Source organism: Variovorax sp. YR266 (genome assembly GCF_900107295.1).
Classification (GTDB): Bacteria; Pseudomonadota; Gammaproteobacteria; order Burkholderiales; family Burkholderiaceae_C; genus Variovorax.
Window position 1 is genome coordinate 21,701 of record NZ_FNPM01000008.1, and the last position, 25,861, is coordinate 47,561.

A 25,861-nucleotide genomic window follows, 5' to 3' on the forward strand; every position below is an offset into this window, starting at 1 on the left:
CGGGTGCCGCCCATGCAGCGCCCGAACCTCATGTTCTTACGACGGATCGGGCCTTATGACGGGAAGTTGGCTTCAATCGGGGCGCGGCGCGCTGGTCGTGTTGCTGCTCACGCCGATGCTGTGCGTGGCGGAGAACGGCTTCGGCAGCAACGCCGCCACGGCGCGGCTGCGCATCACCGTGATCGTCCCGCCCGTGTTCCGCGTGCTTCAGGTCACGCCGACCGCGGAGGGGTACGACTACCGCATCTGGACCAACATGAAGTCGATCATGCTCGGCGGGCGCGAATACCGCTTCACGCGCCTGGGCGAAAACACGCTGACCCTGCGCATCCCGCCGGAAGGCGTATGGATCGTTCACGGGCTGTAGGCCGCTTGCGCCATGAAAGAGGCCCGCGCGTGGCGGGCCCGCAGCTTAGTTCTGGTTGCTGGTCTCGGTCCGGTCCGGCGACAGGCACAGCGGGCCCGTGCAGGCCGACGATCTGAAGAAAATCGGCGAGTCGGGTTCGCCGAAGTAGCGCAGCCCGTTGGCCGTCTGCGCATTCGCCTGCGCTGCATTGGCCTCCTGCAGGCCGAATACGGGGTCCGGGTTGTCCAGGAACTCGTACTCGAAGCTGCTCGACTGCGTCGTGTCCTTGACGTAGTAGATGTAGTCCTTGGACTCACCGTTCTCGTCCTTCAGGAAGCGGTCCTTCAGCAGGCGATAGCCTTGCGCGCCCTGTTCGCGGATCTGCGCCTTGACGTCCTTCACCTCGCCGCCGACGACGCTCAGCGGGCTGATCACCGCCTTGAAGCTGTAGCGTGCCGGGCTGCTCAAGTCTTTCAGGAAGAACTGGTAGCCGCCCTGGTTGACCAGGAAGGGCGTGGCCCACGGCCGGTAGCCGTTCGCGCCCTGCGCGTTCGCGCGATTCACGTAGTCGGCGACGTTCTCTGCATACAGCTCGGCCGTCACGTCATAGGTGGCAGACGAGCCTAGATCCTTGCGGTAGAGCACGGCGAACTCGGGGTCGAGGTTGCTGTTGAGGTCGATGGGCGCCAGGATCTTGAGCAGCACCATGCCCCTGGCTCCCTGTTCCTTCGCCTGCTGCAGCAGCGCCTGCAGCGCGGTGGTCTGCAGGATGTCGTAGGTCAGGCGCTTGTACTCGTAGCTGTAGGTGGTCTCGGTGTCCTTGACCATCATGAAGGTGTCCTGCAGCCGCACGATGGAGCCCCCGGCCTCGCCCTCGAGGTAGCGGTAGCCGGCGGCGCCTTCCCGGTTCAGCAGGGCAATGTAGTCGGTGAAGCGTTTTTCGGCCGTTTCGGTATCCGGGTCGCGGTCCTGCTCGAATTTCAGGAACTTGTAGCTGGCCGCGATCGGCGTGGGGGCCGGGTTGGTTCCGGGGCCGGGTTCGGGCGGCGGCTCGGGGCTGGGGCCGCCCGGTCCGGGCGCCGGAGGCACCCAGCCGACCGGGAGACTCCCGAAGTTGCCGCCACCACCACCACCGCCGCCGCAAGCGACCAGTGCCGCCGTGGCCAGCGCGACGAAAAGCAATCTTGTCCTCATGATCCTCAACCTCCTGTTTTCGGTATTCGCCATGCCGGAAGAGCCCGGCAGCGAAGGGTGCGAAGGTAGAGGCGTGGCGCCGGCGTCACCAGTGCCAAAAGTCACATGGCGAAACAGGTGCGCGCACTGAGTGCGGGCAAGCAGGACGGAAAACTAGGCCTTGATGCCGCAGCCGTTGAGCACGAAGGCTACGAGCTCGCGCGCGATCGGTTCGCGATCGATGGGCGCGTCAGGCGGCAGGCCGAGCATCACGCGCGTCTGGATCGCGTAGTCGGCATAGCTCTGGGTCATGGCCCAGATGTGCATCAGCAGGATGCGCGCGTCGAGCGGGCGCATCAGCCCGCGCGCGATCCAGCCGTTGATGATGTCCACCTTCTTCTGCGTCCAGGCCCGTGCGTTGGGCCAATAGCGGTCGAGGTTGCGGCCGCCGTCGAGGATCTCGCGCGTGAAGATGCGCGACATCTCGGGGCTGTCGATGGCGTGGTCGAGCTTCTTGCGGATGTAGTCGCCGAGCACCGTTGCAGGGTCGTTCGCGTCCTCGAACGAGAACACCACCTTCCACGCATGCAGCACCTGCATCAGCAACTCTTCGTAGAGCTCTTCCTTGCCGGCGATGTAGTAATGAAGCTGGGGCTTGGTGAGGCCCGCGCGCGCCGCGATGGCCTGGGTCGAGGTGCCCTTCAGGCCGTGCAGGCTGAACTCGGCGACCGCCGCGGTGCGGATCGCCGCCATGATGCGTTCGCGCCCGGGCCGCGCGCGCGACAGCGGGCCGTCGGGGGCGGGCATTTCCTGGGCGGTCGAGACGGGGAGGGCGGCGGGATCGGCGTTCATGATGGCGGTGGGCGGCAGGGCGCGCGGTCGATGGTAATACCTCGCCCTTGTCCGGGCCGTCCTTGGCCCTCGTGCATGACCGCATGCCATGCCGGCATGGGCAGGCAGGGCATGCGGGCACGGTTCATGTATCTTCCTCGCCGCCCCGAAAAATTCCACCTCAACACAGGAGTTCTCCATGTACCTCTCTCCCCGTTTCCGTGCCTTCGCGGCCGGCGCCGCTTTGCTGGCTGCCAGCGCGCTCGCGCAGGCGCAGCAGGCACTGCCCAACGTGGTGATCCTCGCCACTGGCGGCACCATCGCCGGGGCCGGTGCCTCGGCCGTCAACAGCGCCACGTACGCGGCCGCCAAGGTCGGCGTCGAGAAGCTGATCGCAGGCCTGCCGGAGCTCTCCAAGGTGGCCAACGTGCGCGGCGAACAGGTGTTCCAGGTCGCATCGGAAAGCCTGACCAACGACAACCTGCTGACGCTGGCCAAGCGCGTATCGGCACTGTCGAAGCAAGCGGACGTGGACGGCATCGTCATCACCCACGGCACCGACACGCTTGAAGAAACCGCCTACTTCCTGACCCTGACCGTGCACACCAACAAGCCGATCGTCGTGGTCGGCTCGATGCGTCCGGGCACTGCGCTGTCGGCCGACGGCGCGCTCAACCTGTACGACGCCGTGAACGTGGCGGGCAGCAAGGACGCGATGGGCAAGGGCGTGCTGGTGACGATGAACGACAACATCGACAGCGGCCGCGACGTGAGCAAGAACGTCAACATCAAGACCAATGCGTTCTCCAGCCAGTGGGGCCCGCTGGGCATGATCGTCGAGGGCAAGAACTACTGGTTCCGCGCACCGGTCAAGCGCCACACCATGAACTCGGAATTCGACATCGACAGCATCACCGCGCTGCCGCCGGTCGAGATCGCGATGGGCTACGAGGGCGTGTCGTCGGTGGCCATCGACGCCATCGCCAAGAGCGGTGCCAAGGCGCTGATCCACGGCGGCACGGGCAATGGCTCGGTGGCCGACCGCATCGTTCCGAACCTGCAGAAGGCGCGCTCCGACGGCGTGATCGTGATTCGCAGCGCGCGCGTGCCCGACGGCTTCGTCATTCGCAACGCCGAGCAGCCCGACGACAAGTACGACTGGGTGGTTGCGCACGACCTGCGCCCGCAGAAGGCGCGCATCCTGGCCATGGTTGCCCTGACCAAGACCAACAACACCAAGGAACTGCAGCGCATCTTCTGGGAGTACTGATCTCCCCTCGGGTGCATTCGGCACCCTTCCCGGATCGGGCCGCAGCGGTGCAAGCCGCTGCGGCCTTTTTCATGTGCGTGTGCCGCGATGGTGCCGTGCGTACTCGATGCTCGCGATGCAGATCGCCAGCCAGGCACCGCCCGAGCACAGTCCCGCGAGCACGTCGCTAGGAAAGTGCGCCCGCACGAAGATGCGGCTGCAGGCCACGGTGACGACCACCGCCGTTGCTGCCATCACCGACGGCACCCGCCAGCGCGGCGGCAGCATGCGCAGCCCCAAGTAGCCCAGCATGCCGTAGAGCACCATCGAGCCCGAGCTGTGGCCGCTCGGAAAGGAATAGCCCGACACCTGCGCGAAGCCGAAGTCGTGCACCGGCCGGGCGCGCTCGAAGATGAGCTTGAGCACGTGGTTCAGCACCCCGTTGCCGGCGATGGCTGCGACCCAGCCAGCCGCGAAACCGCGGTGCCCGCGAAGCCACAGCGCCACCGCCACGCCAGCGCACACCAGCACAGCGGCGATCGGGTCGGCCATGTGGGTGAGCCATGAGAACGCCTCCCTCACGACCGGCGGCGTGTGCGCGCCCACGGCACGGCTGATCGTCTCGTCCAGCAGGCCCATGGGCCGACCGTCGCCGAGGCCTTCCGCCACTTCGGCGAACAGCCAGGCCAGCGCGACCACCGACGCAGCACCGATGGCCAGTCCGCCGAACAGCAGTCCGGCGCCCGGCTCGGGCTGCGCCGCATGCCGGCGCCGCAGGTGCTCGAAGCCCCAGGCTGCGAGGCCGGCGGCGGCGGTCAGCGCGACGAGAAGAATCAGGAATCCGGGCCAGGCCTGGGCGCCGAGGCGCTCTCCCAGGGCGATCAATGCGGCATCTTCAACGGGCATGGGCGAGGCGGGCGGACGGCAGGGGCAGGCGAATCACGGCGTGTCGGCAGGAGTTCCAAAAGGGGAGGCCGAGCATAGCGGCCCGTTCCTGACCGCCCGCTGCCTCGTAAAATAGCCGGTTCGTTGCGCCGCGGGTTCTTCTCCCACCGGGCGGCCGCCTTCACGCAGAGCCATGCTGACCTTCCAACAAATCATTCTCAAACTGCAGTCGTACTGGGCCGACAAGGGCTGCGCGCTGCTGCAACCGTACGACATGGAAGTGGGCGCGGGCACCTCGCACACCGCCACCTTCCTGCGCGCGCTCGGCCCCGAACCCTGGAAAGCCGCCTACGTGCAGCCCAGCCGCCGGCCCAAGGACGGCCGCTATGGCGAGAACCCCAATCGTGGCCAGCACTACTACCAGTACCAGGTGGTGCTGAAGCCGGCGCCCTCGAACATCCTTGAGCTCTACCTCGGCAGCCTCGAAGCCCTGGGCTTCGACCTGAAGAAGAACGACATCCGCTTCGTGGAAGATGACTGGGAGAACCCCACGCTCGGCGCCTGGGGCCTGGGCTGGGAGGTCTGGCTCAATGGCATGGAAGTGACCCAGTTCACCTACTTCCAGCAGGTCGGCGGCCTCGATTGCAAGCCGATCACCGGCGAAATCACCTACGGTCTCGAGCGGCTGGCCATGTACCTGCAGGGCGTGGAAAACATGTACGACCTGGTGTGGACCGAAGGCCACGGTGGCAACAAGCTCACCTACGGTGACGTGTTCAAGCAGAACGAAGTCGAACAGTCGGCCTACAACTTCGAGCACAGCGACGCCGAGTTCCTGTTTACCGCCTTCAACGCGCACGAAAAGCAGGCCAAGCACCTCATGACCGAGCAGCTCGCGCTGCCGGCCTACGAGCAGGTGCTGAAGGCCGCGCACAGCTTCAACCTGCTGGACGCGCGCGGCGCAATCAGCGTGACCGAGCGCGCGGCCTACATCGGCCGCATCCGCAATCTCGCGCGCAGCGTGGCGCAGAGCTACTACGACAGCCGCGAGCGCCTGGGCTTCCCGATGGCGCCGCGCGAATGGGTCGCGCAGATCCCCCCGAAGAAGGCCGCCTGAGCGATGACGACCCCCATGAACAAGAACTCCCTGCTGGTCGAACTGTTTATCGAAGAACTGCCGCCGAAGGCACTGAAGAAGCTCGGCGATGCTTTCGCGGGCGTGCTGCGCGAACAACTGGTGGCGCAAGGCCTGGCCGAAGCCGGCTCCGTGCTCACCGCCTATGCCTCGCCGCGCCGCCTGGCCGCGCACCTCACGCACGTGGCCGAGCGCGCCGCCGACAAGGCCGTGTCGCAAAAGCTCATGCCCGTGGCCGTGGGCATCGACGCCTCGGGCCAGCCCACGCCCGCGCTGCTCAAGCGCCTGGGTGCGCTCGGCGCTGACGCCTCGGCCGTGCCTGGCCTGAAGCGCGCGATGGACGGCAAGGCCGAAGCCCTGTTCTACGAAAGCACCGCCAAGGGCGCCACGCTGGCCGAAGGCCTGCAGAAGGCGCTGGCCGAGGCGATTGCCAAGCTGCCCATTCCCAAGGTCATGAGCTACCAGCTCGAAAGCGGCTGCGAAATGCCGGGCTGGAGCAGCGTGAGCTTCGTGCGCCCCGCGCACGGCCTCGTGGCGCTGTATGGCGACGCCGTGGTGCCCATCGAAGCGCTGGGCCTGAAGGCCGGCCGCGAAACGCACGGCCATCGCTTCGAGGCGGCGGTCGATCCGGTCGTGCTGCGCGACGCCAACAGCTATGCGCTGCAGATGCAGGAAGACGGCGCCGTCATCGCGAGCTTCGAAGCCCGCCGCGCCGAAATCGCGCGCCAGCTTGCAGCGGCTGCGGTGAAGGTCGGCGGCGGCTCGGTGCCCATCCACGACGACGCGCTGCTCGACGAAGTGACCGCGCTGGTCGAGCGCCCCAACGTGCTGGTCTGCAGCTTCGAGCGCGAGTTCCTCGAAGTGCCGCAAGAGTGCCTGATCCTCACGATGAAGGCCAACCAGAAGTACTTTCCGCTGCTCGACGCATCGAGCAGGCTCACCAACAGGTTCCTGGTCGTCAGCAACATCAGCCCCGACGATGCGAGCGCGGTCATCGGAGGCAACGAGCGCGTGGTGCGTCCGCGCCTGGCGGATGCCAAGTTCTTCTTCGACCAGGACCGCAAGAAGTCGCTGGCCTCGCGCGTCGAGTCGCTGGGCAAGGTGGTCTATCACAACAAGCTGGGCACGCAGGGCGAGCGCGTGGAGCGCGTGATGCGCATCGCGCGCGGCATTGCAGAGAAGATCGGCGACACCGCGCTGGCCGCGCAAGCCACGCAGGCCGCCCAACTCGCCAAGGCCGACCTCGTGACCGACATGGTCGGCGAGTTCCCCGAGCTGCAGGGCACCATGGGCCGCTACTACGCGCTGCACGACGGGCTCGACGCATCGGTGGCCGACGCCATCGAAGACCACTACAAGCCGCGTTTTGCCGGCGACGAGCTGCCGCGCAACAGCGTGGGCCTCGTGGTCGCGCTGGCCGACAAGCTCGAAACGCTGGTCGGCATGTTCGGCATCGGCAACCTGCCCACCGGCGACCGCGACCCGTTCGCGCTGCGTCGCCACGCGCTGGGCGTGATCCGCATGCTGATCGAGAAAGACCTGCCGCTGGGCCTCGACGCCTTGCTGCAGGACACGGCCGCGCAATTCAGCGGTATCGCCGGTTTCGAAAGCAGCCGCGCCACGGGCGAGCTGCAGGACTTCATCCTCGATCGCCTCGCCGGCAGCCTGCGCGAGCAGGGCGCCAGCGCGCAGGAAGTCGATGCCGTGCTGGCTCCGCGCCCGCAGCGCCTGGGCGAAGTGCCCAAGCTGCTGGCCGCGGTGCGTGCCTTTGCCGCCTTGCCCGCCGCCGCCGCACTGGCAGCTGCGAACAAGCGCATCGGCAACATCCTCAAGAAGGCTCCCGAAGCCGACGCGCACGTCAGCGAGCTGCTGCTGCAGGAGCCGGCCGAAAAGGCGCTGCACGCGGCCATGGCGCAGGTCGTGCCCGCTGCCAACGCACAGTTCGAAGCTGGCGACTACACCGCCTCGCTGCAGACGCTGGCCGCGCTGCGCGAGCCGGTCGACGCCTTCTTCGACGGCGTCATGGTCAATGCCGAACAGGCCGACCTGCGGCTCAACCGCCTGGGCTTGCTGATGTCGCTGCACACCGCGATGAACCGCGTGGCGCAGCTCGAACGGCTGGCTGTCTGAGCTCATTCACGACGCCTCCCCCAGGAGTGGCACCACCATGAAACTCGTCATCCTCGACCGCAACGGCACGATCAACGTGCACCGCGAAGACTTCGTGAAGAGCGACATCGAGTGGACGCCGCTGCCCGGTGCGCTCGAGGCCGTGGCGCGGCTCAACCATGCGGGCTGGCACGTGGTGATTGCATCCAACCAGTCGGGGCTGGGCCGGGGGCTGTTCGACATGGCTTCGCTCAACGCGATGCACGCCAAGATGCACAAGATGCTCGCGGCCGTGGGCGGCAAGGTCGATGCGGTGTTCTATTGCCCGCACAGCCCCGACGAGGGCTGCGAGTGCCGCAAGCCCAGGCCCGGCCTGTTCCTGCAGATTGGCGACCGCTACGGCATCGACCTCAAGGGCACCCCGACCTGCGGCGACAGCCTGCGCGACCTGCAGGCGGGTGCGGCTGCCGGCTGCGAGCCGCACCTGCTGCTCACGGGCATGGGCGCGGCCTGCCGCGGCGTCGATCCGCTGCCTTCCGAATACCCGGCGAACACGTTGGTCCACGACGATCTCGCCGCCTTTGTCGACTTTCTGCTCGCGCGCGAAGCGCGGGCCGCACTGCAGGTGGCTGTCTGATGGCGTTTTTCCGTTCCGTTCTCCACGCGCTGTGGATGCTCGTCACCGTGATCCCCTGGGGCATCATCATGTGCGTCAGCTCGCTCTGGAAGCGCGGCATTCCGCTCTACTGGATGGCCGAGCAATGGCTCAGCTGGGCGATCGGAGGCGCGCGCGTGCTGCTGGGCATCAAGGCCCGCGTGAGCGGCATGGAGAACCTGCCGACCGACAAGCTCGCCGGCGCGGTCCTGCTGGTGAAGCACCAGTCCACGCTCGAGACCTTCCTGATGCCCACGCTGATGCCGCACCCGCTGGCCTACGTGTTCAAGAAGGAGCTGATCTACATCCCCTTCTTCGGCTGGGCGATGGCGCGGCTGGACATGATCCACATCGACCGCAGCCAGCGTGCGCAGGCCTTCAACAAGGTGGTGAACCAGGGCCGCAAGCTGCTCGCGCAGGGCATCTGGATCATCATGTTCCCCGAGGGCACGCGCATTCCGCGCGGGCAGAAGGGCACCTACAAGAGCGGCGGCACGAGGCTCGCCTGCGAGACCGGCGTGCCGGTGATCCCCATTGCCGTGACTTCGGCCAAGGTGTGGCCGCGCAAGGCCTTCATCAAGCGCCCGGGCGTGGTCGACGTGTCCATCGGCCCGGCGATTCCGAGCGTGGGCCGCAAGCCTGATGAGTTGATGCGTGAGGTCGAGGCCTGGATCGAGGCCGAGATGCGCCGCCTCGACCCCGAGGCGTATGTCGACAGCCCTCTGCAGCCCACGCAAGAAGCGGTGAGCTGAAGAGGAAAAGAGAGCCCGTCATGGGATTGCTTCGGTTCACGATGGATCTTTTCGAGGGGCTGGGCAGCGAGTTTGCGCCCCCAGCGCCCGCACCGGCGCGGCCGCGCCGGGTGAAGAAGCCGAAGCTGGTGGCACCGCCGGCCGTGCCTTTGGCTCCGCCCGCACCCCTGGACCCGCATGCGCCACCCGCGGTGCCGCTGGCCGACACGTTGGCGCTTGCGAACTTCGCGCATCCGCAGGCCACGCGCGAAGTGGTGCTCGGCTCCGCGCGCGTGGCCTATGAATTCAAGCGCGGCAAGCGCAAGACGATCGGCTTTCTCGTCGGGGCCGAAGGGCTGTCGGTGCGCGCGCCGCGCTGGGTAGCGCTGCGCGATGTCGATGCGGCCATTCATGAGAAGTCGGACTGGATCCTGCGCAAGCTGACGGAAACGCAGCAGCGCCATGCGCGCGTCGAGGCCACTCGCATCGAGTGGAAGGATGGGGCCGGGTTTCCGTTCCTGGGCGAGCCGGTTGTGATGCGGCTTGATCCGAAGCATGGCTTTGCGAGTGTTGGCGGCACGCTTGACGACGCTGTTGAAGAAGGTGGGCCGCGGGTGCTGCGGCTGGCTGTGGCGCAGAACGCCGAGCCTTCGCAGATTCGTGATGCGGCGCAGGCCTGGCTGATGCGGCAGGCGCGCAAGTTGTTCATCGAGCGGCTGGATCACTTTGCGCCGCTGCTTGGGGTGCAGTGGCAGAAGCTGTCGCTGTCGAATGCTTCGACGCGCTGGGGTAGTGCCAGTGCGGATGGGTCGATTCGGCTGAACTGGCGGTTGATTCACTTTCGGCTGCCGGTGATCGACTATGTCGTGGCGCATGAGCTGGCGCATCTGCGGGTTATGGATCACTCGCATCGGTTTTGGGAAACCGTTGAGAGTGTTGTGCCTGACTACGACTTGCTGCGGCGGCAACTGAAGGATGAAGCGGTTCCTCGCTGGGGCTGAATTTGTCGTTGGTATGGGTTTGCTTCCCGGGGCCGGGACTCGCCCCGGCGGGCGACCTACTTTTCTTTGCTTCGCCAAAGAAAAGTAGGCAAAAGAAAGGAGACCCCACTGTCTGCGACCCCTTCGCTTTGCGAAGGGGCAACCTGCGGTGCTCGCGTTTCGCGGGGTCTCGCCCAAACTCGCTTCGCTCAGACAAGGGCGAGCCCTGATCCGCGAAACGCTGCGCTCCTCGGCGCAGCCAGAGGGGAGGGGAGACGGAACGGGCCTTTGCTTCGCTCGGCCCCGGTGCCACTGCAGGCGCGCAGCGCCTGCAGTGGTTGGTATTGGATATTCGGCCGAGCGAAGCGAAGGCCTGTTGGGTTCCCCATCCCTTCTGGCTGCGCCGAGGAGCGCAGACGTAGACGGGATCAGGGCCGCAGCTGTTTGAGCGAAGCGAGTTCTGCGGACCCCCGTCTACGTCGAGCACCGCAGGTTGCCCGTAGCGAAGCGGAGGGACGCAGACAGCAGGGTCGCCTTTTCTTTGCTTACTTTCTTTTGGCGAAGCAAAAGAAAGTGAGTCGGCCGCCGGGCCGAGACCCGGCCCCGGAAAGAAAAAACTCAACGAGCGTGAGTAACCCCCCCATCCACAACCAACGTAGACCCCATCACATAGTCCCCTGCACGCGAGGCCAAGTAGATAGCCGCCCCAGCCATATCTTCAGGCACCCCGATGCGCCCAGCCGGAATCCGCCCCTTCACCTCATCCCCATGGTCCCGCGCCAACTTGTTCATGTCAGAAGCAAATGCACCAGGCGCAATAGCACTAACCACGATCCGATCCTGCGCCAACCGAAGCGCCATCCGCCGAGTCAACTGAATGAGCCCAGCCTTGCTCGCCGCATACGAATAAGTCTCCTGCGGATTGACCGAAATCCCGTCGATAGAAGCGATGTTGATCACCTTCGCCAGGTGGTCCGTCGCAGCCTTCTTCAGCATCGGCGTCAACGCCTTGGTCAGAAAGAATGGCGTCTTCAGGTTCAGGTCCACCACCTTGTCCCATCCACTCTCGGGAAACTCTTCATAAGGCGCGCCCCAGGCCGCACCGGCGTTGTTCACGAGGATGTCCAGCGAGCCTTCGTGCTTCGAATAGGCATCGACCAGCGCCTGCGCACCTTCGAGCGTCGACACGTCCGCAGGCAGCGACACGCAATGCCCAAAGGCCGACAGCTCCTTCGCGGTTTCGTCGCAGGCTGCGGCCTTGCGAGCCGAGATGTACACGCGCGCGCCTTGGGCCAGGAAGCCCTCGGCGATCATGCGGCCGATGCCGCGCGAGCCGCCGGTGATCAGCGCCGTGCGGCCCTTCAGCGAGAAGAGTTGGGTGGTGTCCATGGTGCGGGTGTCTCCTGAATGAAAGATCGGCAATGCAAGTTCAGGAAACGAGCTTAGTGCGCGCCGCGCCGCGCGCGCGTCACCTCGGTGTCAGCGACAGGCTCCGGGGGCTCGTGAAGCTGCGTAGGTCGCCAGTCACCGGATCGAGGAAGGCCAGCGACCGGGCCAGCAGCTGCAAGGGCTTGCCGAAGTCGTCCGCGCCCTCGGGCAGCAGCACGGGGTAGATCGGGTCGTTCACGATCGGCATGCCCAGTGCCATGCAGTGCACGCGCAGCTGGTGCTTGCGGCCCGTCACCGGCGAGAGCTTCAGCAGCGCATGGCCGTCGCGCACCTCCTGTACCTCGATGCGGGTTTCGGAGTTGGGCTCACCGGGCTCTTCCCGCACGCGCATGAAATGTTCGTCGTCGACCAGACGGCTGCGATAGACCTCGGGCACAGACGACACGCCCTCGCGCCACGGCACGACGGCCTCGTAGTGCTTGGCGATGCGGCGCTCGGGAAACATCGCCTGGTAGGCGCCGCGCGTGGCGTGCCGCACCGAGAACAGCACCAGCCCCGAGGTGCTGCGATCGATGCGGTGCATCGGCACGAGGTCGTCGAGCTTCAGCTTGCGCTTGAGGCGCACCAGCAGGCTTTCCTGCAGGTACTTGCCGGTGGGCGTGACGGGCACGAAGGGGGGCTTGTCCACGACCAGCAGATCGTCGTCCTGGAACACGATCTGCTCTTCGAATGGGATGGGCACCTCGTCGTCGAGCGTGCGGTAGTAGTACACGCGCAGCGGCGACTGGTAGCGGCGCATGGCGGTCACGGGCATGCCATGCTCGTCGATGACGTCGTTCGCTTCGATGCGCTCGAGCCAGGCCTGGCGCGTGATCGCGGGAAAACGCTCGATCAGGAATTCGGCAATGGTCGGCCAGGGGCCGGAAGACAGGCCGACGCAGCTCGGGCCAACGCCGTCGCGCGTGGGTAGCGGCAGCTGCGGCGGTCGGCGCCGGGTCATGGCGATGAAGATGCCTGCTGCAGCAACGACAGCGCTTGGGCGAAGGTCGGGCGCGCGGCGGCGTCGGGCTGCAGGCAGCGGTCTTTCAGCGTGGTCACCGATGCGGGCACCGCGTCGGTGCAGCGTTCGAGCAGTTCTTCCAGCAGGCAGCCGAAGGCGCGCATTTCCAGCGCCTGGAACGCGCGCGTCTGTGCCGCGTCGAGCGCGCCGGTCATCCAGGCCGCGCCGAAGTCGCCGAGCCGGCCGCCGCGCTGTGCGTGCCACAGGATGTTGTGCGCGTAGAGGTCGCCGTGAAGAATCCCTCGCGCATGCAGGTGCTGCATGGCCGAGGCGATGTCGCGTGCGATGCGCAGCGCCACGCCGGACGTCCAACGCGCTTCCTCGGCATAGACGTCGCGCGTGCATGAAGCAAGGCTCGGTGGCCCCGCGAGGGTGACGAATGACGGATCGACCAGCCCCATCACCAGGCCTTCCGTGCCTTCGGGGTGCCCGTCGATGCGGCTCTGCGCAGCGATCAGCGTGGGGTGCACGCCGGCCGCAATGCAGGCGGCCATTTCACTGTGCGGCCAGCCGTCGCTGGTGACTGCGCCCTTGAAGAGCTTGACCGCCACCTGCTGTGCTTTGCCGAGCGTGGCTTGATGGATCACACCCGACGCGCCTTCGCCGAGCTTCCTGCCCAGCGCCAGTTCGCGCCAGTCGATGTGCGGCACCGACTGCGCGGTGATCGCCGCGTCCTCGGCCTGCGTGTCGAAGGGGTTGCCCGCGCAGGCGAGCCATGACAGGCGCGGCAGCGAGGGCAGCCATGCGGGCAGTGTCTCGAAGCGGTTGGCCGAGATGCGCAGCAGTTCGAGCTGCTCGAGCGCGGTCATCGACTGCGGCAGTGCGCGCAGGCGGTTGCCCGCCAGCATCAGCTTCTGCATCCGCGTGCATTCGCCGAGGGAGTCGGGCAGTTCTTCGATCTGGTTGTCGGTGAGGATCAGCCAGCGCAACGAGGCCGGCAACGCCGCGGCCGGCACCGTGCGGATCTGGTTGGCCTTGAAGCCGACGATGTCGAGGTCGTGGCACCGGCCGATCGACTCGGGCAGCGTGGTGAAGCGGTTGTCCGAGCAGAACAGCACGCGCAGCCTGTGCAGGCGGTTCAGGTCGTCGGGCAGCGTGTCGAGTGCATTGCCCGACAGGTTCAGCACCTCGAGCGAATCCGCGAGGTCGAAAAGCTCGCGCGGAAACTCGGTGAGTCCGCACGAGAGATCGATTCTTTTTGCGCCTGCCAGCCGGCCCGCGCGCAGCTGAGCCAGCATGTCGTCCATCCGGGGGAGTTTAGGCGGCCTTCGCGCCGAAGCGGTAGATGCCGTCCTTGCCCAGTTCGCGCTTCACCTGGCCGGAGAACCACAGTAGGTGCAGGTGGGCCACCGTTTCGCCCATGGCGAAGGTCATCTGGTGCAGGTCGAGCTCGCGCTTGAACAGAATCGGCAGGCCTTCGGCCGCCGTCAGCGCGCGTGCCGTGCAGGCTTCGAGCAGCTCTGCCAGCCGGTCGCGGTGGTGCTCCTGCAACTGGTCGACGCGTCGGTGGATGCCCCGGAAGGGCTTGCCGTGCGAGGGCAGGCCCAGCGTGTCGGCCGGCAGCGCCTTGAACTTGTCGATGCTGTCGAGAAAAAGGCGCAGCGAGTTCGCCTCGGGTTCGCCCGCATGCACGCTCACGTTGGTGGAAATGCGCGGCAGCATCATGTCGCCACCCAGCAGCAGCTTCAGGTCGTCGCAATACAGCGCGATGTGCTCGGGTGCGTGGCCGTAGCCGCTGATGCAGCGCCAGTCGTGGCCGCCGATGGTGACGATGTCGCCATCGAGCATGCGCACGTAGCTCTCGGGCACCGAGGGCACCATGTTCGCGTAGTAGTTGGTGCGCGCGCGGATCTTGGCGATGGATTCGGGGTCGGTCAGGCCGTGCGAGGCAAAGAAGCGCGCCGCCGGTTCGCCGCCCGCCAGGGTGTCGCCGGCAGTGCTGAGCACGCGGGCCACGTGGTAGTCGGTCGAGCTGATCCACAGCGGTGCGTTCCAGCGCGTGCAGAGCCAGTCGGCCAGGCCGATGTGGTCGGGATGCATGTGCGTGACGATGACGCGCAGGATCGGCATGCCCTGCAGCTGCGTCTCGAACACCTGCTCCCACTGCGCGCGCGCCTCGTCGCGGGCGATGCAGCAGTCGACCACCGTCCAGCCCTCGACGCCGTCGAGGGTGTCGCGCAGCAGCCAGAGGTTGATGTGGTCGAGCGCAAAGGGCAGCCGCATTCGAATCCAGCGCACGCCGGGCGCCACTTCCAGGGTTTCACCGGGCTCGGGGAGCGTGTCGCCGAGGGGGTAGTGGAGTTCGCGTTCGAGGAGGTTCATGTAAGATTGACGTTTACGTAAACGTCATGGACGTAGTGGCGCCATTGTAGGGATCGCGGCACAAACCTGCTGTCGCGCCCGTAACGCCCCTTCTCCAGACCCCCGCCATGCCTGCGCAAACCTTCACCATCAGCCAGCTCGCGAAGGAATTCGACCTCACGACGCGGGCCATCCGCTTCTACGAGGACATGGGCCTGCTCACGCCCGAGCGGGCCGGCCTGCAGCGCATCTACAGCGCGCGCGACCGCGCCCGGCTCACGCTCACGCTGCGCGCCAAGCGCCTCGGCCTGAGCCTGACGGAGGCAAAAGACATCCTCGACATGTACGACAGCCCGCGCGACACCGTGCCGCAGCTGGAAAAATTCCTCGGCGTGCTGGGTGCCCACCGGGCCCAGCTCGAGGCGCAGTTGGCCGAGCTGCAAGCCAATCTCGCGGAGGTGCGGGAGCACGAAAAGAAGGGGCGGGCCACCCTTGCCAAGGCGCAAAAAGCGAAAGAGACGAACAAGACGCGCAAGCCCGCCGAAGCCAGAGCCTGAAAAACACGACTCATCGACAATAGCCGCCTATGCCCGACAACACCGATAACCTCGACGACCTCTTTGCCCACAACCGCGCCTGGTCTGCCCAGATGGAGCGCGACCGGCCCGGTTTCTTCACCAGCCTGGTGAAGCAGCAGACGCCGCGCTACATGTGGATCGGCTGTTCCGACAGCCGCGTGCCCGCCAACCAGATCACCGGCCTGGAGCCGGGCGAAGTGTTCGTGCACCGCAACGTCGCCAACATCGTGGTGCACTCCGACCTCAATGCGCTCTCGGCGATCCAGTTCGCGGTGGAGCACCTGAAGGTCGAGCACATCATGGTGGTCGGCCACTACGGCTGCGCCGGCGTCAAGGCCGCGCTCAGCGGCAAGCGCATCGGCCTGGCAGACAACTGGATCCGCCACATCCAGGACGTGCGCGACCGCCACAGCGTGATGCTCGAAAGCCTGCCCGAAGAAGCGCGCGTCGATGCGCTGTGCGAACTCAACGTGGCCGAGCAGGTGGTCAACGTGGCCGTCAGCACCGTCATGGTCGACGCCTGGGCGCGCGGCCAGAAGGTGCGCATCCACGGCTGGACCTTCGGCGTGCACGACGGCCTGCTGCAGGACCTGGGCCTGAGCGTCGACGGCGCCAAGCCGCTCGACGCGGTGTACAAGGCTGCGGTGCAGCGCATCCGCTACAAGTGGAGCAAGCCCGGCGAGGTGATCCAGTCGCTGACGCTGCAGGGCACGCAGGTGAACCAGTCGGTGCAGGAGGCGCAGGCCATGACGCCGCAGCCCGAGGCCGACGGCACGACAGACGCCGCCGCTGCCTGAGCGGCCCGGGCGCCTCCAACTGCCTGCCCGCCCATGTTCCCGCAGCGCCTCGATTCGCCGCTGGCCTACGACATCGCGAAGGCGATGATGGACGGCTTCAACCGGCACTACCGGTTGTTCCGCGCCGAATCGGCGCGCGCCAAGCACCGTTTCGAAACCGCTGACTGGCACGGCCAGCAGCGGGCGCAGCGCGAGCGCATCGAGTTCTACGACCTGCGCGTGAGCGAGGCCGTGGCCCGGCTCGAAAAAGAGTTCAAGGCCGGCGACCAGCCCATGGACGTGTGGCACCAGATCAAGCTGCACTACATAGGCCTGCTGGTGGACCACCACCAGCCCGAGCTGGCCGAGAGCTTCTTCAACTCGGTGACCACGAAGATCCTGCACCGCGCGTACTTCCAGAACGACTTCATCTTCGTGCGCCCGGCCATCAGCACCGAGTACATCGAGCCGCGCGGCGCGCCCACCTACCGGCCGTACTACCCGGAGCCCGACACGCTGGCCGACACCCTCGAGCAGATGCTCGACGACTTCGCTCTGCTCGGCAGCTTTGCCAACAAGCGGCGCGATGCGGAGCGCGTGGCGCACGTCATCTTGAACCGCTTCCACCAGGTCAAGCTGCGCGCCAACTTCCAGCTGCAGGTGCTGTCGGGCCTGTTCTTTCGCAACAAGGGCGCGTACGTGGTCGGCAAGATCATGAACGGCTTCACCGAGATTCCGTTCTCGCTGCCGATCCTGCACGACAGCCACGGCAAGTTCTACATCGACGCGGCGCTGTTCGGCGAAGACGACCTGCAGATGCTGTTCAGCTTTGCGCGCGCGTACTTCATGGTCGACATGGAGGTGCCCTCGGCCTGGGTGCAGTTTTTACGCTCGCTCATGCCGCGCAAGCCGCGCGCCGAGATCTACAACGCGCTCGGCCTTGCCAAGCAGGGCAAGACGCTGTTCTACCGGGACTTCCTCTCGCACCTGAACTATTCGAGCGACCGCTTTCGCATCGCGCCTGGCATCAAGGGCATGGTGATGCTGGTGTTCGACCTGCCGTCGTTCCCCTTCGTGTTCAAGGTCATCAAGGACTTCTATCCGCCGCAGAAAGACACCACGCGCGAGCAGATCAAGGGCAAGTACATGCTCGTGAAGCAGCACGACCGCGTGGGCCGCATGGCCGACACGCTGGAGTACAGCGACGTGGGTTTTCCGCTCGATCGCTTCGAGCCCGAGCTGATCGAGGAAATCCGCAAGTTCGCGCCCAGCCAGCTCGAGATCGGCGACCGCGACGGCAACGGGGAAATGGAAGTCGTGGTCAAGCACGTCTACATCGAGCGGCGGATGATCCCGCTCAACATCTACCTGCAGGAAGCCTTCGACACGCTGGCCCACCCCGAGAGCCCGGCGCATGCCAGGCGCGCGAAAGACCAGCTGGAGCACGCGGTGATCGAGTACGGCAATGCCATCAAGGACATGGTCGCAGCCAACATCTTCCCTGGCGACATGCTGTGGAAGAACTTCGGCGTCACGCGCGGCGGCAAGGTCGTGTTCTACGACTACGACGAAATCGAATACGTCACCGACTGCAAGTTCCGCAAGGTGCCCACGCCGCGCAACGAAGAAGACGAGATGAGCGGCGAGGTCTGGTACTCGGTGGGTCCGAAGGACGTGTTCCCCGAAACCTTCGAGCCCTTTTTGCTAGGCAACAAGGACGTGCGCGAAGCCTTCATGGCGCACCACGCCGACCTGCTCGACGCCGCCTTCTGGCAGCACCACAAGGAACGCATCCAGGCCGGGCAGATGCTCGATGTGTTCCCGTACGAAGAATCGCAGCGCTTCCAGCACGAAGGGCACGCGACGCATTTCTGACCGATCGCTTCTTGATTCCGCTTTCACACTTCTGAAGGAGACCTCCATGTCCGAATCCATCGTCATCGTCGGCGCCGCCCGCACCCCCATGGGTGGCTTCCAGGGCGACTTCTCGTCCCTCTCCGCGCACGACCTCGGCGGCGCAGCCATCAAGGCCGCCGTCGAGCGCGCCGGCATCGCGCCCGAGAGCGTGGGCGAAGTGCTGTTCGGCAACTGCCTGATGGCAGGCCAGGGCCAGGCCCCGGCGCGCCAGGCGGCCTACAAGGGCGGCCTGCCCGACAGCGCCGGCGCGGTCACGCTCAGCAAGATGTGCGGCTCGGCCATGAAGGCCGCGATGCTCGCGCACGACCTGCTGCTGGCCGGCACGCACGACGTGATGGTCGCTGGCGGCATGGAAAGCATGACCAACGCGCCCTACCTCATGCTCAAGGGCCGCGGCGGCTACCGCATGGGCCACGACCGCATCTTCGACCACATGATGCTCGACGGCCTCGAAGACGCTTACCAGCCGGGCCGCTCGATGGGTACCTTCGGCGAAGACTGCGCGGCCAAGTACAAGTTCACGCGCGAGCAACAGGATGCGTTTGCCATCGCCAGTGTCGAGCGCGCCAAGAAGGCCACCGACACCGGCCTCTTCAAGGATGAGATCGTGCCCGTCACGGTCAAGGGCCGCGGCGGCGACACCGTCATTTCGATCGACGAAGGCCCGGGCAAGGTCAAGCTCGACAAGATTCCCACGCTGAAGCCCGCGTTCAAGAAAGAAAACGGCACCATCACCGCCGCATCGAGCTCGTCGATCAACGACGGTGCGGCCGCGCTGATCATGATGACCGAGTCGCACGCGAAGAAGATCGGCGCCAGGCCCATCGCCCGCATCGTCGGCCACGCCACGCACGCGCAGCAGCCCGAGTGGTTCTCGACCGCGCCCGTCGGTGCCGTCGCCAAGCTGTTCCAGAAGACCGGCTGGAAGGTGAAAGACATCGATCTGTGGGAAGTGAACGAAGCCTTCGCCGTGGTGCCGATGGCACTGATGCACGAGCTCGACGTGTCGCACGAGATCGTCAACGTGCACGGCGGCGCCTGCGCGCTGGGCCACCCGATCGGCGCCAGCGGCGCTCGAATCATGGTCACGCTGATCCATGCGCTGAAGGCGCGCGGCAAGAAGCGCGGCGTGGCGACGCTTTGCATCGGTGGGGGCGAAGGCACCGCGGTGGCACTCGAATTGATCTAATCAGCATTTATTGTCATTTTTTGACATTTACTGGCATTTAAATTTATTAACAATAATTGCCAAATTCGAAAGTGTGTGAATTTATTTCTTTGCCTCTGATTCTCTGATACCATCCGCGCGCCGATGATCGTCAAGGCGTCGCGAAAGTCGTGCGCGGGATGGAATTTCAGGGAAGAGAATGAATAAGCAGCGAGGGGTGGAGTGCACATTGGTCGTAGATCAATGGATAGCCTTTGGGGAGTTTTTACGGCAATTGATCATTGCCTTGAAATTCCCGGCGCTCGCATTGCTTGCGGTAGCAGCGCTGGCATATTTTTCGGCCTCGAAATCCCCTGCTGGCCTTGCAATCGCCGAAACCGATGAGTTGCTTTTAAAGCTGACGACATTGGGTCGCAAAGGCGCCGCCGTTTTATGCAACCCTGAAAGTATCGAAGAACATCTCTCCGTTCGGATTGAAAAGGGTCATTTAAATAAGGCAGGCGGCAGCAATTTCCCGGTTGCCGTGAATACGCCGGGCCAATCCGTTTTCGGGAGCTATTCGAAACTTCAATCGGGCACGGGCACTATCTGCAGGCTTCAGTTGCAAGTCGTTGGCCACCGATTCTGTGACACGGATTCCGCGCGTGCGCAGCGTTTGATTGGTCGTCGTGTTCAAACTCGATTGGCCGTGCCGGGTGAAGCCGGCTTCTACGATCACGGGTATGAACTGATGCGCGATGCCAGGGAAAGATCGGTCATCGGATGGCGGGAACCTGGCCGGTCGTGTCCGGCCGACGTCGAAATCGTCGCTGCAATCCGTTGAATGGCGAAGGGGGGCCGTCACTCGCTGCCGTGGCCTTCGCTGTTTGCAGGAGCCGTCTTTTTCGCCGCATGCGCCATGCTGTTGTACGAGTCGGCGCGCGAATACTTCCCCCGCAGCGACTTGTCCGCTTTCGACACGCAACGTGCCGGGCTGTTAAGTGCCGAACTGCGTGCCGCTTACGAGCAGGAACTGTTCAGCGAGTTGTCTCAATGGAATCGCCCCAGCCGTCGCTATCCGACGGAGGCTGGTGTCGGTCAACGCGAAGAGCGATGGAGGCAACTGGCCGGTGAAGGGCTCGAGCTGGCGCATATCGCCGTGCAGGTACTTCAGCCCGATGGCGGCTTCGTCTACCCGCTCGAGAAGCCGATGGATCGGTTGCAAGCGCTCGCAGAGCAGGGTGACTCCGGTGCGATGTGCCTGATGACCGGGCTCGTCGGTCAAGTCAAGAGGTCGCGCTTGTCCATCGAGCATTCCGAGATTGCAAGGAAATGGCTGCTTCGGGGTCTAGAGCGCGGTCATGCAGAGTGCCAACTGCAGCTGGGACGTCGCCTGATCCTTGGCATCGATGGGGTGGCCAAGGATGCGAAGCGCGGACTGGCCTTGGAAATTTCCGCTCGTCGTGCCGGATACGCTCACGACGTGGATGGACTGACGGCATATTTTCAGCAGCGATGGTCAACCGAATCTGCTGATCTCACCAGGCTGTATTGCTGGCTGTCCATCGATGCCCAATCGCGCTTGACGGATGGGCCGCAGAACATGCTGAGACTCTTGCGTGCCGAGGCGCGACGTATCGATTCCGAAGGGCTGATGGGGCTCGCAAGCCGGCTCGAGAACTCGCGTTTCTCCTTGCAGGCATGTGTCGACTTGGGCACAGGCTGAACTCGTCCTTGGCAACGCGGACGATGCCTAGAATGGTAGTTTCGCCCCCATCTGGAGACCTTGTTCATGTATTCGGCCATTCCCCGCAACACCGTCGCCGCGCTGGTTGCTTTGGTTTTTTTGGCGCCTGTCACCTGGGCCCAGAAGCGCGACAACGTGCTGTTCCAGGCTGCCACCGACGAGCAGCCCGCGGTGATCAAGACGCTGGAAAAGCTGGTCAACATCGAGACCGGTACCGGTGACGCCGAAGGCATCGCCGCCGCCGGCAGCTACCTCGAGGGCGAACTCAAGAACCTGGGCTTCACCGTCACGCGCAGCAAGTCGGCCGGCATCGTGGTGGGCGACAACATCGTGGGCAAGATCAAGGGCCGCGGCGGCAAGAACCTGCTGCTGCTCTCGCACATGGACACCGTGTACCTGAAGGGCATCCTCGCGAAGGCGCCGTTCAAGATCGAAGGCGACAAGGCCTACGGCCCCGGCATCGCCGACGACAAGGGCGGCAACGCCGTCATCCTGCACACGCTCAAGCTGCTGAAGGACTACGGCGTGCGCGACTACGGCACCATCACCGTGCTGTTCAACACTGATGAAGAAAAAGGCTCCTTCGGCTCGCGCGACCTGATCCAGGAAGAAGCCAAGCTGGCCGACTACGTGCTCTCCTTCGAGCCCACCAGCGCCGGCGACGAGAAGCTCTCGCTCGGTACCTCGGGCATCGCCTATGTGCAGGTCAACATCACCGGCAAGGCCTCGCATGCGGGCGCGGCGCCCGAGCTGGGCGTGAACGCGCTGGTCGAGGCCTCCGACCTCGTGCTGCGCACCATGAGCATCGACGACAAGTCGAAGAACCTGCGCTTCAACTGGACCATTGCCAAGGCCGGCAACGTGTCGAACATCATCCCCGCCAGCGCCACGCTGAATGCCGACGTGCGCTATGCGCGCAACGAAGACTTCGATGCCGCGATGAAGACGCTGGAAGAACGCGCGCAGCAGAAGAAACTGCCCGAGGCCGACGTCAAGGTGATCGTCACGCGCGGCCGCCCGGCCTTCAATGCCGGCGAAGGCGGCAAGAAGCTGGTCGACAAGGCCGTGGGCTACTACAAGGAAGCCGGCGGCACGCTGGGCGTGGAAGAGCGCACCGGCGGCGGCACCGACGCAGCCTATGCGGCGCTCTCGGGCAAGCCCGTGATCGAGAGCCTGGGCCTGCCGGGCTTCGGCTACCACAGCGACAAGGCCGAGTACGTGGACATCAGCGCCATTCCGCGCCGCCTGTACATGGCCGCTCGCCTGATCATGGATCTGGGCGCCGGCAAGTAAGCACGAACAGAAGAAAAGACAGGAGACAACGCCATGCTGCTCAGCACCGACCAGGAAGCCATCCGCGACGCGGTGCGCGATTTCTCGCAAGCCGAACTCTGGCCCAACGCGCCCAAGTGGGACCGCGAGCACAGCTTTCCGAAAGAAGCCCACCAGGGCCTCGCGGCGCTGGGCGCCTACGGCATCTGCGTGCCCGAAGAGAATGGCGGCGCCGGCCTCGACTACCTTACGCTCGCGCTGGTGCTGGAAGAAATCGCGGCCGGCGACGGCGGCACCAGCACCGCCATCAGCGTGACCAACTGCCCGGTCAACGCCATCCTCATGCGCTACGGCAACGCGCAGCAGAAGAAGCAGTGGCTCGAACCGCTGGCGCAGGGCCAGATGCTCGGCGCCTTCTGTCTCACCGAGCCGCAGGCAGGCAGCGATGCCTCGAGCCTGCGCACCACGGCGCGCAAGGACGGCGACGCCTACGTGATCGACGGCGTGAAGCAGTTCATCACCAGCGGCAAGAACGGCCAGGTGGCCATCGTCATCGCGGTAACGGACAAGGGCGCAGGCAAGCGCGGCATGAGCGCGTTCATCGTGCCGACCGATGCGCCGGGCTACAACGTGGCGCGCCTCGAAGACAAGCTGGGCCAGCACAGCAGCGACACAGCGCAGATCAACTTCGACGGCTGCCGCATCCCGCGCGAGAACCTGATCGGCGCGGAAGGCGAGGGCTACAAGATCGCGCTCGGCGCGCTCGAAGGCGGCCGCATCGGCATTGCCGCGCAGAGCGTGGGCATGGCACGCAGCGCCTTCGACGTGGCGCTGGCCTATGCCAAGGAACGCCAGGCTTTCGGCGGCTCGATCTTCGACCAGCAGGCCGTGGGCTTTCGCCTGGCCGAATGCGCGACGCAGCTCGAAGCCGCGCGCCAGCTGATCTGGCATGCCGCGAGCCTGCGCGACGCCGGCTTGCCCTGCCTGAAGGAAGCCGCCATGGCCAAGCTGTTCGCCAGCGAGATGGCCGAGCGCGTGTGCAGCGCGGCCATCCAGACGCTGGGCGGCTACGGCTACGTGAACGACTTTCCGCTGGAGCGCATCTACCGCGACGTGCGCGTGTGCCAGATCTATGAAGGCACTTCGGACATCCAGAAGCTGTTGATCCAACGCGCGCTGGCGTGAGCGACATGCGGCCGGGGCGGGTGATGTTCCGGTAGCGCCGCAACCCCCACCCGTCTGTCATCGGTTTGGATGACAGACAGATACGCGCAGCAGGCGCAGCATGGTGGCCTCTTTGTCGGAGGTCTTTGTCATGTCCATCTTCAGAACCGCTTCCCCCGCATTGGCACTCCTGTGCATCGGTGCCGTGGCCCTGCCGGCGCGCGCGCAGCTCGCAGCCCCTGGTATTTCCACGCTGACCGCGACCGAAGCCGTGCAGCAGCTGTGCGCCGGCACCGTCACCAGCGAGCAGTTGGTAACGGCCTACCTCGCCCAAGCCAGGGCCAAGGCGAATCTCAACGCCTTCATCACGCTCGACGAAGCCGGCGCACTGAAGGCCGCGCGCGCCGCCGATGCACTGCGCAAGCGCGGTGGCGCCTGCAAGCCGCTGGCCGGCCTGCCGGTGGCCATCAAGGACAACATCCAGGTGCAGGGCCTGCCCGCGACGGCCGGCACACCCGCGCTCAAGGGCTTCGTGCCCTCCGCCGACGCCCCGGTGGTGGCCAGGCTGCGCGCGGCCGGCGCGGTGGTGCTCGGCAAGACGAACATGCACGAACTGGCCTTCGGCGTCACCGGCTACAACCCCGCGTTCCAGACCGGCCCCGAGGTGGGCGTGCGCAATGCCTACGACGCGACTCGCATCGCGGGCGGCTCGTCGTCGGGCAACGGCACCGCGCTGGGTGCGCGCATGGCGCCGGCCGCGCTGGGCACCGACACGGGCGGGTCGGTGCGCATTCCGTGTGCGTTCAACGGCTGTGCATCGCTGCGTCCCACTGTGGGGCGCTATCCGCAGCAGGGCATTGCGCCGATCTCGCACACGCGCGACACGGCGGGGCCGATGGCGCAATCGATGGCCGACGTGGCGCTGCTCGACAGCGTCATCGCGGGCGGCAAGCCGCTCAAGCCCGCCGACCTGAAGCGCGTGCGGCTCGGCGTGGTGCCGGCCATGCAGGCCAATCTCGACGCCGACACGCGCGCCGCCACCGATGCCGCGTTTGCGAAACTGCGCGCTGCCGGCGTCACGCTGGTCGATGTGGAGATGCCGAAGCTGATGGAGCTCAACGGCGCGGTCGGCTTTCCGCTGGCGCTCTACGAGGCGCACGACGACATGGTGACCTACCTCGCGAAGTACCGAACGGGCATCGACATTGCGCAGCTCACGGCCGGCATTGCCAGCCCCGACGTCAAGGGCACCTTCGAGACCTTCGTCATCCCGCGCAAGCTGCCTGCGGCCAGCGGCGTGGTCGATGCGAAGCCGGTCTACGAGAACGCGATGCGCGTCGCGCGCCCGGCGCTGCAGAAGCTCTACCGCGACACCTTCGCGAAGAACAGGCTCGATGCGCTGGTGTTCCCGACGGTGCCGCGCGTGGCACTGGCCGCGGGGGCCGAAGCCAGCAGCCCCGAGAACTTCGGCTCGTTGATCCAGAACACCGACCCGGGCAGCAACGCCGGCATACCGGGCGTGCAGTTGCCATCGGGCCTCGGCGCAACCAGCGGCCTGCCCGTGGGCCTGGAGCTGGACGGCCCTGCCGGCAGCGACCGCAAGCTGCTGGCCGTGGGCATGGCGGTGGAGCAGGTGCTCGGCCGGCTGCCGGCGCCTAAGTGAGCGCGAGCGGCATGGCCCAGCCTGCGAGCGCCGAGCGGCGCTCGATGCCCAGCTTGTCGAAGATGCGACGCAGGTAGGTGCGCACGGTGGGCACGCCCACCGCGAGGCGTCGCGCGATCTCCTTGTCGGTGAGCCCTTCGCGCACGCAGCGGGCCACTTCCTGCTCGCGCACGCTCAGCAAGGCCCACGCGGCTTCGCGCGCCCCGGACGCCGGAGCAGTCGCGCGCTGCGCCCGTTGCAGGGCGCCCGCGAACGCCGGCTCGATCAGGTCGAGCAACGCCTTCTCGTGATCGCCGAAATCGCTGCGCCCCTTGCGGCGCCAGATGCGCAGGTCTCCCAGCGCGCGTTCGCCCTCGAAGGCATGCAGGTTCATGCCCCAGTGCAGCCCGTCGCGCGCGAGAAAGTCGTTGAAGAACGCGGTGCGCATCAACTCGCGCTGCGGCATCACTTCGGTCACGCGCGTGGCGCGGCGGCGCGACTGCAGCACGAAGGTGATCGGGTCGTGGTGCTGGTGCCACTGCGCATAGCTGTCGAGATTCGCGGGGTCCATGTGTAGCGCCACGCGCGCGCCGAAGCTGCTGCTCGCGGCGTCCCACACGAAGGAGGCGAACTGGTCCGCATGCAGCAGGTCGAGCAGCGCCCAGCCCAGGCGCTCGCGGATCTCCTGCTCGCCGCGGTCTTCCGCCAGCAGCGTGAAAACGCCGCGCAGTGCGTGCTGTTCAGAGCCTGTGAGGTACATACATCGCCGACTTT

The 25,861-nt window shown here is 65.9% G+C and carries 24 protein-coding genes; 16 read left to right on the plus strand and 8 right to left on the minus strand.

Annotated elements, in window-relative coordinates; translation table 11 throughout:
* Positions 1-55 precede the first annotated feature (55 nt).
* Positions 56-367, plus strand: coding sequence for a hypothetical protein (locus BLW48_RS20725; protein ID WP_093177237.1), 312 nt, complete (start codon positions 56-58; stop codon positions 365-367).
* A gap of 45 nt (positions 368-412) precedes the next feature.
* On the opposite strand, the gene BLW48_RS20730 is transcribed toward BLW48_RS20725, so the two are convergent.
* Both BLW48_RS20730 and BLW48_RS20735 read right to left on the minus strand, forming a co-directional pair.
* On the minus strand, positions 413-1,540 hold the full coding sequence (locus tag BLW48_RS20730; RefSeq protein ID WP_143047760.1) for a hypothetical protein: 1,128 nt from the start codon (positions 1,538-1,540) through the stop codon (positions 413-415).
* A gap of 153 nt (positions 1,541-1,693) precedes the next feature.
* Positions 1,694-2,371 (minus strand): TetR/AcrR family transcriptional regulator, encoded by a 678-nt coding sequence (locus BLW48_RS20735; RefSeq protein WP_176929073.1) that lies wholly within the window; start codon positions 2,369-2,371, stop codon positions 1,694-1,696.
* 178 nt (positions 2,372-2,549) lie between these two features.
* Here BLW48_RS20735 and BLW48_RS20740 point away from each other — a divergent pair, with 178 nt between their 5' ends.
* Complete coding sequence (locus BLW48_RS20740) at positions 2,550-3,620, plus strand: asparaginase (protein WP_093059858.1); 1,071 nt, start codon at positions 2,550-2,552, stop codon at positions 3,618-3,620.
* Between the two features lie 69 nt (positions 3,621-3,689).
* Here BLW48_RS20740 and BLW48_RS20745 read toward each other — a convergent pair whose 3' ends face one another.
* Positions 3,690-4,505, minus strand: a complete 816-nt coding sequence (locus BLW48_RS20745) for a phosphatase PAP2 family protein (RefSeq protein ID WP_093177239.1) — start codon at positions 4,503-4,505, stop codon at positions 3,690-3,692.
* A 172-nt stretch (positions 4,506-4,677) separates the two neighbouring features.
* On the opposite strand from BLW48_RS20745, the gene glyQ reads away from it, so the two are divergent.
* Genes glyQ through BLW48_RS20770 form a run of 5 tightly spaced genes read left to right on the plus strand, consistent with a single transcriptional unit; the run spans position 4,678 to position 10,115 of the window.
* The gene (glyQ, locus tag BLW48_RS20750; protein ID WP_093059862.1) at positions 4,678-5,601 is read left to right on the plus strand and encodes a glycine--tRNA ligase subunit alpha; all 924 of its coding nucleotides are present in this window, start codon (positions 4,678-4,680) and stop codon (positions 5,599-5,601) included.
* 15 nt (positions 5,602-5,616) lie between these two features.
* A complete protein-coding gene (gene glyS, locus BLW48_RS20755) occupies positions 5,617-7,749 on the plus strand; it encodes a glycine--tRNA ligase subunit beta (RefSeq protein ID WP_093177240.1) in 2,133 nt (710 codons plus the stop codon).
* 37 nt (positions 7,750-7,786) lie between these two features.
* The gene (gmhB, locus tag BLW48_RS20760; protein WP_093059864.1) at positions 7,787-8,365 is read left to right on the plus strand and encodes a D-glycero-beta-D-manno-heptose 1,7-bisphosphate 7-phosphatase; all 579 of its coding nucleotides are present in this window, start codon (positions 7,787-7,789) and stop codon (positions 8,363-8,365) included.
* The gene (locus BLW48_RS20765) at positions 8,365-9,135 is read left to right on the plus strand and encodes a lysophospholipid acyltransferase family protein (RefSeq protein ID WP_093177242.1); all 771 of its coding nucleotides are present in this window, start codon (positions 8,365-8,367) and stop codon (positions 9,133-9,135) included. The genes gmhB and BLW48_RS20765 overlap by 1 nt, the downstream gene beginning before the upstream one ends.
* 41 nt (positions 9,136-9,176) lie before the next feature.
* Positions 9,177-10,115 carry a M48 family metallopeptidase gene (locus BLW48_RS20770; protein ID WP_093177243.1) on the plus strand — a complete coding sequence of 313 codons (939 nt, stop codon included), beginning with the start codon at positions 9,177-9,179 and terminating at the stop codon, positions 10,113-10,115.
* Between the two features lie 597 nt (positions 10,116-10,712).
* On the opposite strand, the gene BLW48_RS20780 is transcribed toward BLW48_RS20770, so the two are convergent.
* The 4 genes from BLW48_RS20780 to BLW48_RS20795 form a co-directional block, all read right to left on the minus strand.
* Positions 10,713-11,483 carry an SDR family oxidoreductase gene (locus BLW48_RS20780; RefSeq protein ID WP_093056769.1) on the minus strand — a complete coding sequence of 257 codons (771 nt, stop codon included), beginning with the start codon at positions 11,481-11,483 and terminating at the stop codon, positions 10,713-10,715.
* A gap of 79 nt (positions 11,484-11,562) precedes the next feature.
* On the minus strand, positions 11,563-12,483 hold the full coding sequence (locus tag BLW48_RS20785) for a pseudouridine synthase (protein WP_093177245.1): 921 nt from the start codon (positions 12,481-12,483) through the stop codon (positions 11,563-11,565).
* The gene (locus tag BLW48_RS20790) at positions 12,480-13,790 is read right to left on the minus strand and encodes a leucine-rich repeat-containing protein kinase family protein (protein WP_093177246.1); all 1,311 of its coding nucleotides are present in this window, start codon (positions 13,788-13,790) and stop codon (positions 12,480-12,482) included. Before BLW48_RS20790 ends, BLW48_RS20785 begins: the two co-directional genes overlap by 4 nt.
* A 10-nt stretch (positions 13,791-13,800) precedes the next feature.
* Complete coding sequence (locus tag BLW48_RS20795; RefSeq protein WP_093177248.1) at positions 13,801-14,865, minus strand: MBL fold metallo-hydrolase; 1,065 nt, start codon at positions 14,863-14,865, stop codon at positions 13,801-13,803.
* 107 nt (positions 14,866-14,972) lie between these two features.
* Here BLW48_RS20795 and BLW48_RS20800 point away from each other — a divergent pair, with 107 nt between their 5' ends.
* The 9 genes from BLW48_RS20800 (at position 14,973) to iaaH (ending at position 25,108) form a co-directional block, all read left to right on the plus strand.
* Positions 14,973-15,401, plus strand: coding sequence for a MerR family transcriptional regulator (locus tag BLW48_RS20800; RefSeq protein ID WP_093056765.1), 429 nt, complete (start codon positions 14,973-14,975; stop codon positions 15,399-15,401).
* 29 nt (positions 15,402-15,430) lie between these two features.
* Positions 15,431-16,219 (plus strand): carbonate dehydratase, encoded by a 789-nt coding sequence (gene can / locus BLW48_RS20805; protein ID WP_093056764.1) that lies wholly within the window; start codon positions 15,431-15,433, stop codon positions 16,217-16,219.
* A 33-nt stretch (positions 16,220-16,252) separates the two neighbouring features.
* A complete protein-coding gene (gene aceK, locus BLW48_RS20810) occupies positions 16,253-18,073 on the plus strand; it encodes a bifunctional isocitrate dehydrogenase kinase/phosphatase (protein WP_093078329.1) in 1,821 nt (606 codons plus the stop codon).
* A gap of 46 nt (positions 18,074-18,119) precedes the next feature.
* Positions 18,120-19,304: an acetyl-CoA C-acyltransferase gene (locus BLW48_RS20815; protein ID WP_093177249.1), complete on the plus strand. Its 1,185-nt coding sequence runs from the start codon at positions 18,120-18,122 to the stop codon at positions 19,302-19,304.
* Between the two features lie 178 nt (positions 19,305-19,482).
* On the plus strand, positions 19,483-20,106 hold the full coding sequence (locus BLW48_RS35025) for a hypothetical protein (protein ID WP_143047761.1): 624 nt from the start codon (positions 19,483-19,485) through the stop codon (positions 20,104-20,106).
* 75 nt (positions 20,107-20,181) lie between these two features.
* Positions 20,182-20,988: an SEL1-like repeat protein gene (locus BLW48_RS20820; RefSeq protein ID WP_093177251.1), complete on the plus strand. Its 807-nt coding sequence runs from the start codon at positions 20,182-20,184 to the stop codon at positions 20,986-20,988.
* A 66-nt stretch (positions 20,989-21,054) separates the two neighbouring features.
* Complete coding sequence (locus BLW48_RS20825) at positions 21,055-22,302, plus strand: glutamate carboxypeptidase (RefSeq protein WP_093177252.1); 1,248 nt, start codon at positions 21,055-21,057, stop codon at positions 22,300-22,302.
* Between the two features lie 33 nt (positions 22,303-22,335).
* The gene (locus tag BLW48_RS20830; RefSeq protein WP_093177254.1) at positions 22,336-23,466 is read left to right on the plus strand and encodes an acyl-CoA dehydrogenase family protein; all 1,131 of its coding nucleotides are present in this window, start codon (positions 22,336-22,338) and stop codon (positions 23,464-23,466) included.
* Between the two features lie 130 nt (positions 23,467-23,596).
* Entirely contained in the window at positions 23,597-25,108 is a 1,512-nt protein-coding gene (iaaH, locus tag BLW48_RS20835; protein WP_218137513.1) for an indoleacetamide hydrolase, read from the plus strand.
* Here iaaH and BLW48_RS20840 read toward each other — a convergent pair.
* Entirely contained in the window at positions 25,101-25,847 is a 747-nt protein-coding gene (locus BLW48_RS20840; RefSeq protein WP_093177255.1) for a helix-turn-helix transcriptional regulator, read from the minus strand. The two genes, iaaH and BLW48_RS20840, sit on opposite strands and share 8 nt — an antisense overlap.
* Positions 25,848-25,861: the final 14 nt, after the last annotated feature.

Excerpts from the sequence above, each read along its gene's own strand:
- BLW48_RS20725 (WP_093177237.1), top strand. The coding sequence starts at position 56 with ATGACGGGAAGTTGGCTTCAATCGGGGCGCGGCGCGCTGGTCGTGTTG.
- BLW48_RS20730 (WP_143047760.1), bottom strand. The coding sequence starts at position 1,540 with ATGAGGACAAGATTGCTTTTCGTCGCGCTGGCCACGGCGGCACTGGTC.
- BLW48_RS20735 (WP_176929073.1), bottom strand. The coding sequence starts at position 2,371 with ATGAACGCCGATCCCGCCGCCCTCCCCGTCTCGACCGCCCAGGAAATG.
- BLW48_RS20740 (WP_093059858.1), top strand. The coding sequence starts at position 2,550 with ATGTACCTCTCTCCCCGTTTCCGTGCCTTCGCGGCCGGCGCCGCTTTG.
- BLW48_RS20745 (WP_093177239.1), bottom strand. The coding sequence starts at position 4,505 with ATGCCCGTTGAAGATGCCGCATTGATCGCCCTGGGAGAGCGCCTCGGC.
- glyQ (WP_093059862.1), top strand. The coding sequence starts at position 4,678 with ATGCTGACCTTCCAACAAATCATTCTCAAACTGCAGTCGTACTGGGCC.
- glyS (WP_093177240.1), top strand. The coding sequence starts at position 5,617 with ATGAACAAGAACTCCCTGCTGGTCGAACTGTTTATCGAAGAACTGCCG.
- gmhB (WP_093059864.1), top strand. The coding sequence starts at position 7,787 with ATGAAACTCGTCATCCTCGACCGCAACGGCACGATCAACGTGCACCGC.
- BLW48_RS20765 (WP_093177242.1), top strand. The coding sequence starts at position 8,365 with ATGGCGTTTTTCCGTTCCGTTCTCCACGCGCTGTGGATGCTCGTCACC.
- BLW48_RS20770 (WP_093177243.1), top strand. The coding sequence starts at position 9,177 with ATGGATCTTTTCGAGGGGCTGGGCAGCGAGTTTGCGCCCCCAGCGCCC.
- BLW48_RS20780 (WP_093056769.1), bottom strand. The coding sequence starts at position 11,483 with ATGGACACCACCCAACTCTTCTCGCTGAAGGGCCGCACGGCGCTGATC.
- BLW48_RS20785 (WP_093177245.1), bottom strand. The coding sequence starts at position 12,483 with ATGACCCGGCGCCGACCGCCGCAGCTGCCGCTACCCACGCGCGACGGC.
- BLW48_RS20790 (WP_093177246.1), bottom strand. The coding sequence starts at position 13,790 with ATGGACGACATGCTGGCTCAGCTGCGCGCGGGCCGGCTGGCAGGCGCA.
- BLW48_RS20795 (WP_093177248.1), bottom strand. The coding sequence starts at position 14,865 with ATGAACCTCCTCGAACGCGAACTCCACTACCCCCTCGGCGACACGCTC.
- BLW48_RS20800 (WP_093056765.1), top strand. The coding sequence starts at position 14,973 with ATGCCTGCGCAAACCTTCACCATCAGCCAGCTCGCGAAGGAATTCGAC.
- can (WP_093056764.1), top strand. The coding sequence starts at position 15,431 with ATGCCCGACAACACCGATAACCTCGACGACCTCTTTGCCCACAACCGC.
- aceK (WP_093078329.1), top strand. The coding sequence starts at position 16,253 with ATGTTCCCGCAGCGCCTCGATTCGCCGCTGGCCTACGACATCGCGAAG.
- BLW48_RS20815 (WP_093177249.1), top strand. The coding sequence starts at position 18,120 with ATGTCCGAATCCATCGTCATCGTCGGCGCCGCCCGCACCCCCATGGGT.
- BLW48_RS35025 (WP_143047761.1), top strand. The coding sequence starts at position 19,483 with ATGAATAAGCAGCGAGGGGTGGAGTGCACATTGGTCGTAGATCAATGG.
- BLW48_RS20820 (WP_093177251.1), top strand. The coding sequence starts at position 20,182 with ATGCTGTTGTACGAGTCGGCGCGCGAATACTTCCCCCGCAGCGACTTG.
- BLW48_RS20825 (WP_093177252.1), top strand. The coding sequence starts at position 21,055 with ATGTATTCGGCCATTCCCCGCAACACCGTCGCCGCGCTGGTTGCTTTG.
- BLW48_RS20830 (WP_093177254.1), top strand. The coding sequence starts at position 22,336 with ATGCTGCTCAGCACCGACCAGGAAGCCATCCGCGACGCGGTGCGCGAT.
- iaaH (WP_218137513.1), top strand. The coding sequence starts at position 23,597 with ATGTCCATCTTCAGAACCGCTTCCCCCGCATTGGCACTCCTGTGCATC.
- BLW48_RS20840 (WP_093177255.1), bottom strand. The coding sequence starts at position 25,847 with ATGTACCTCACAGGCTCTGAACAGCACGCACTGCGCGGCGTTTTCACG.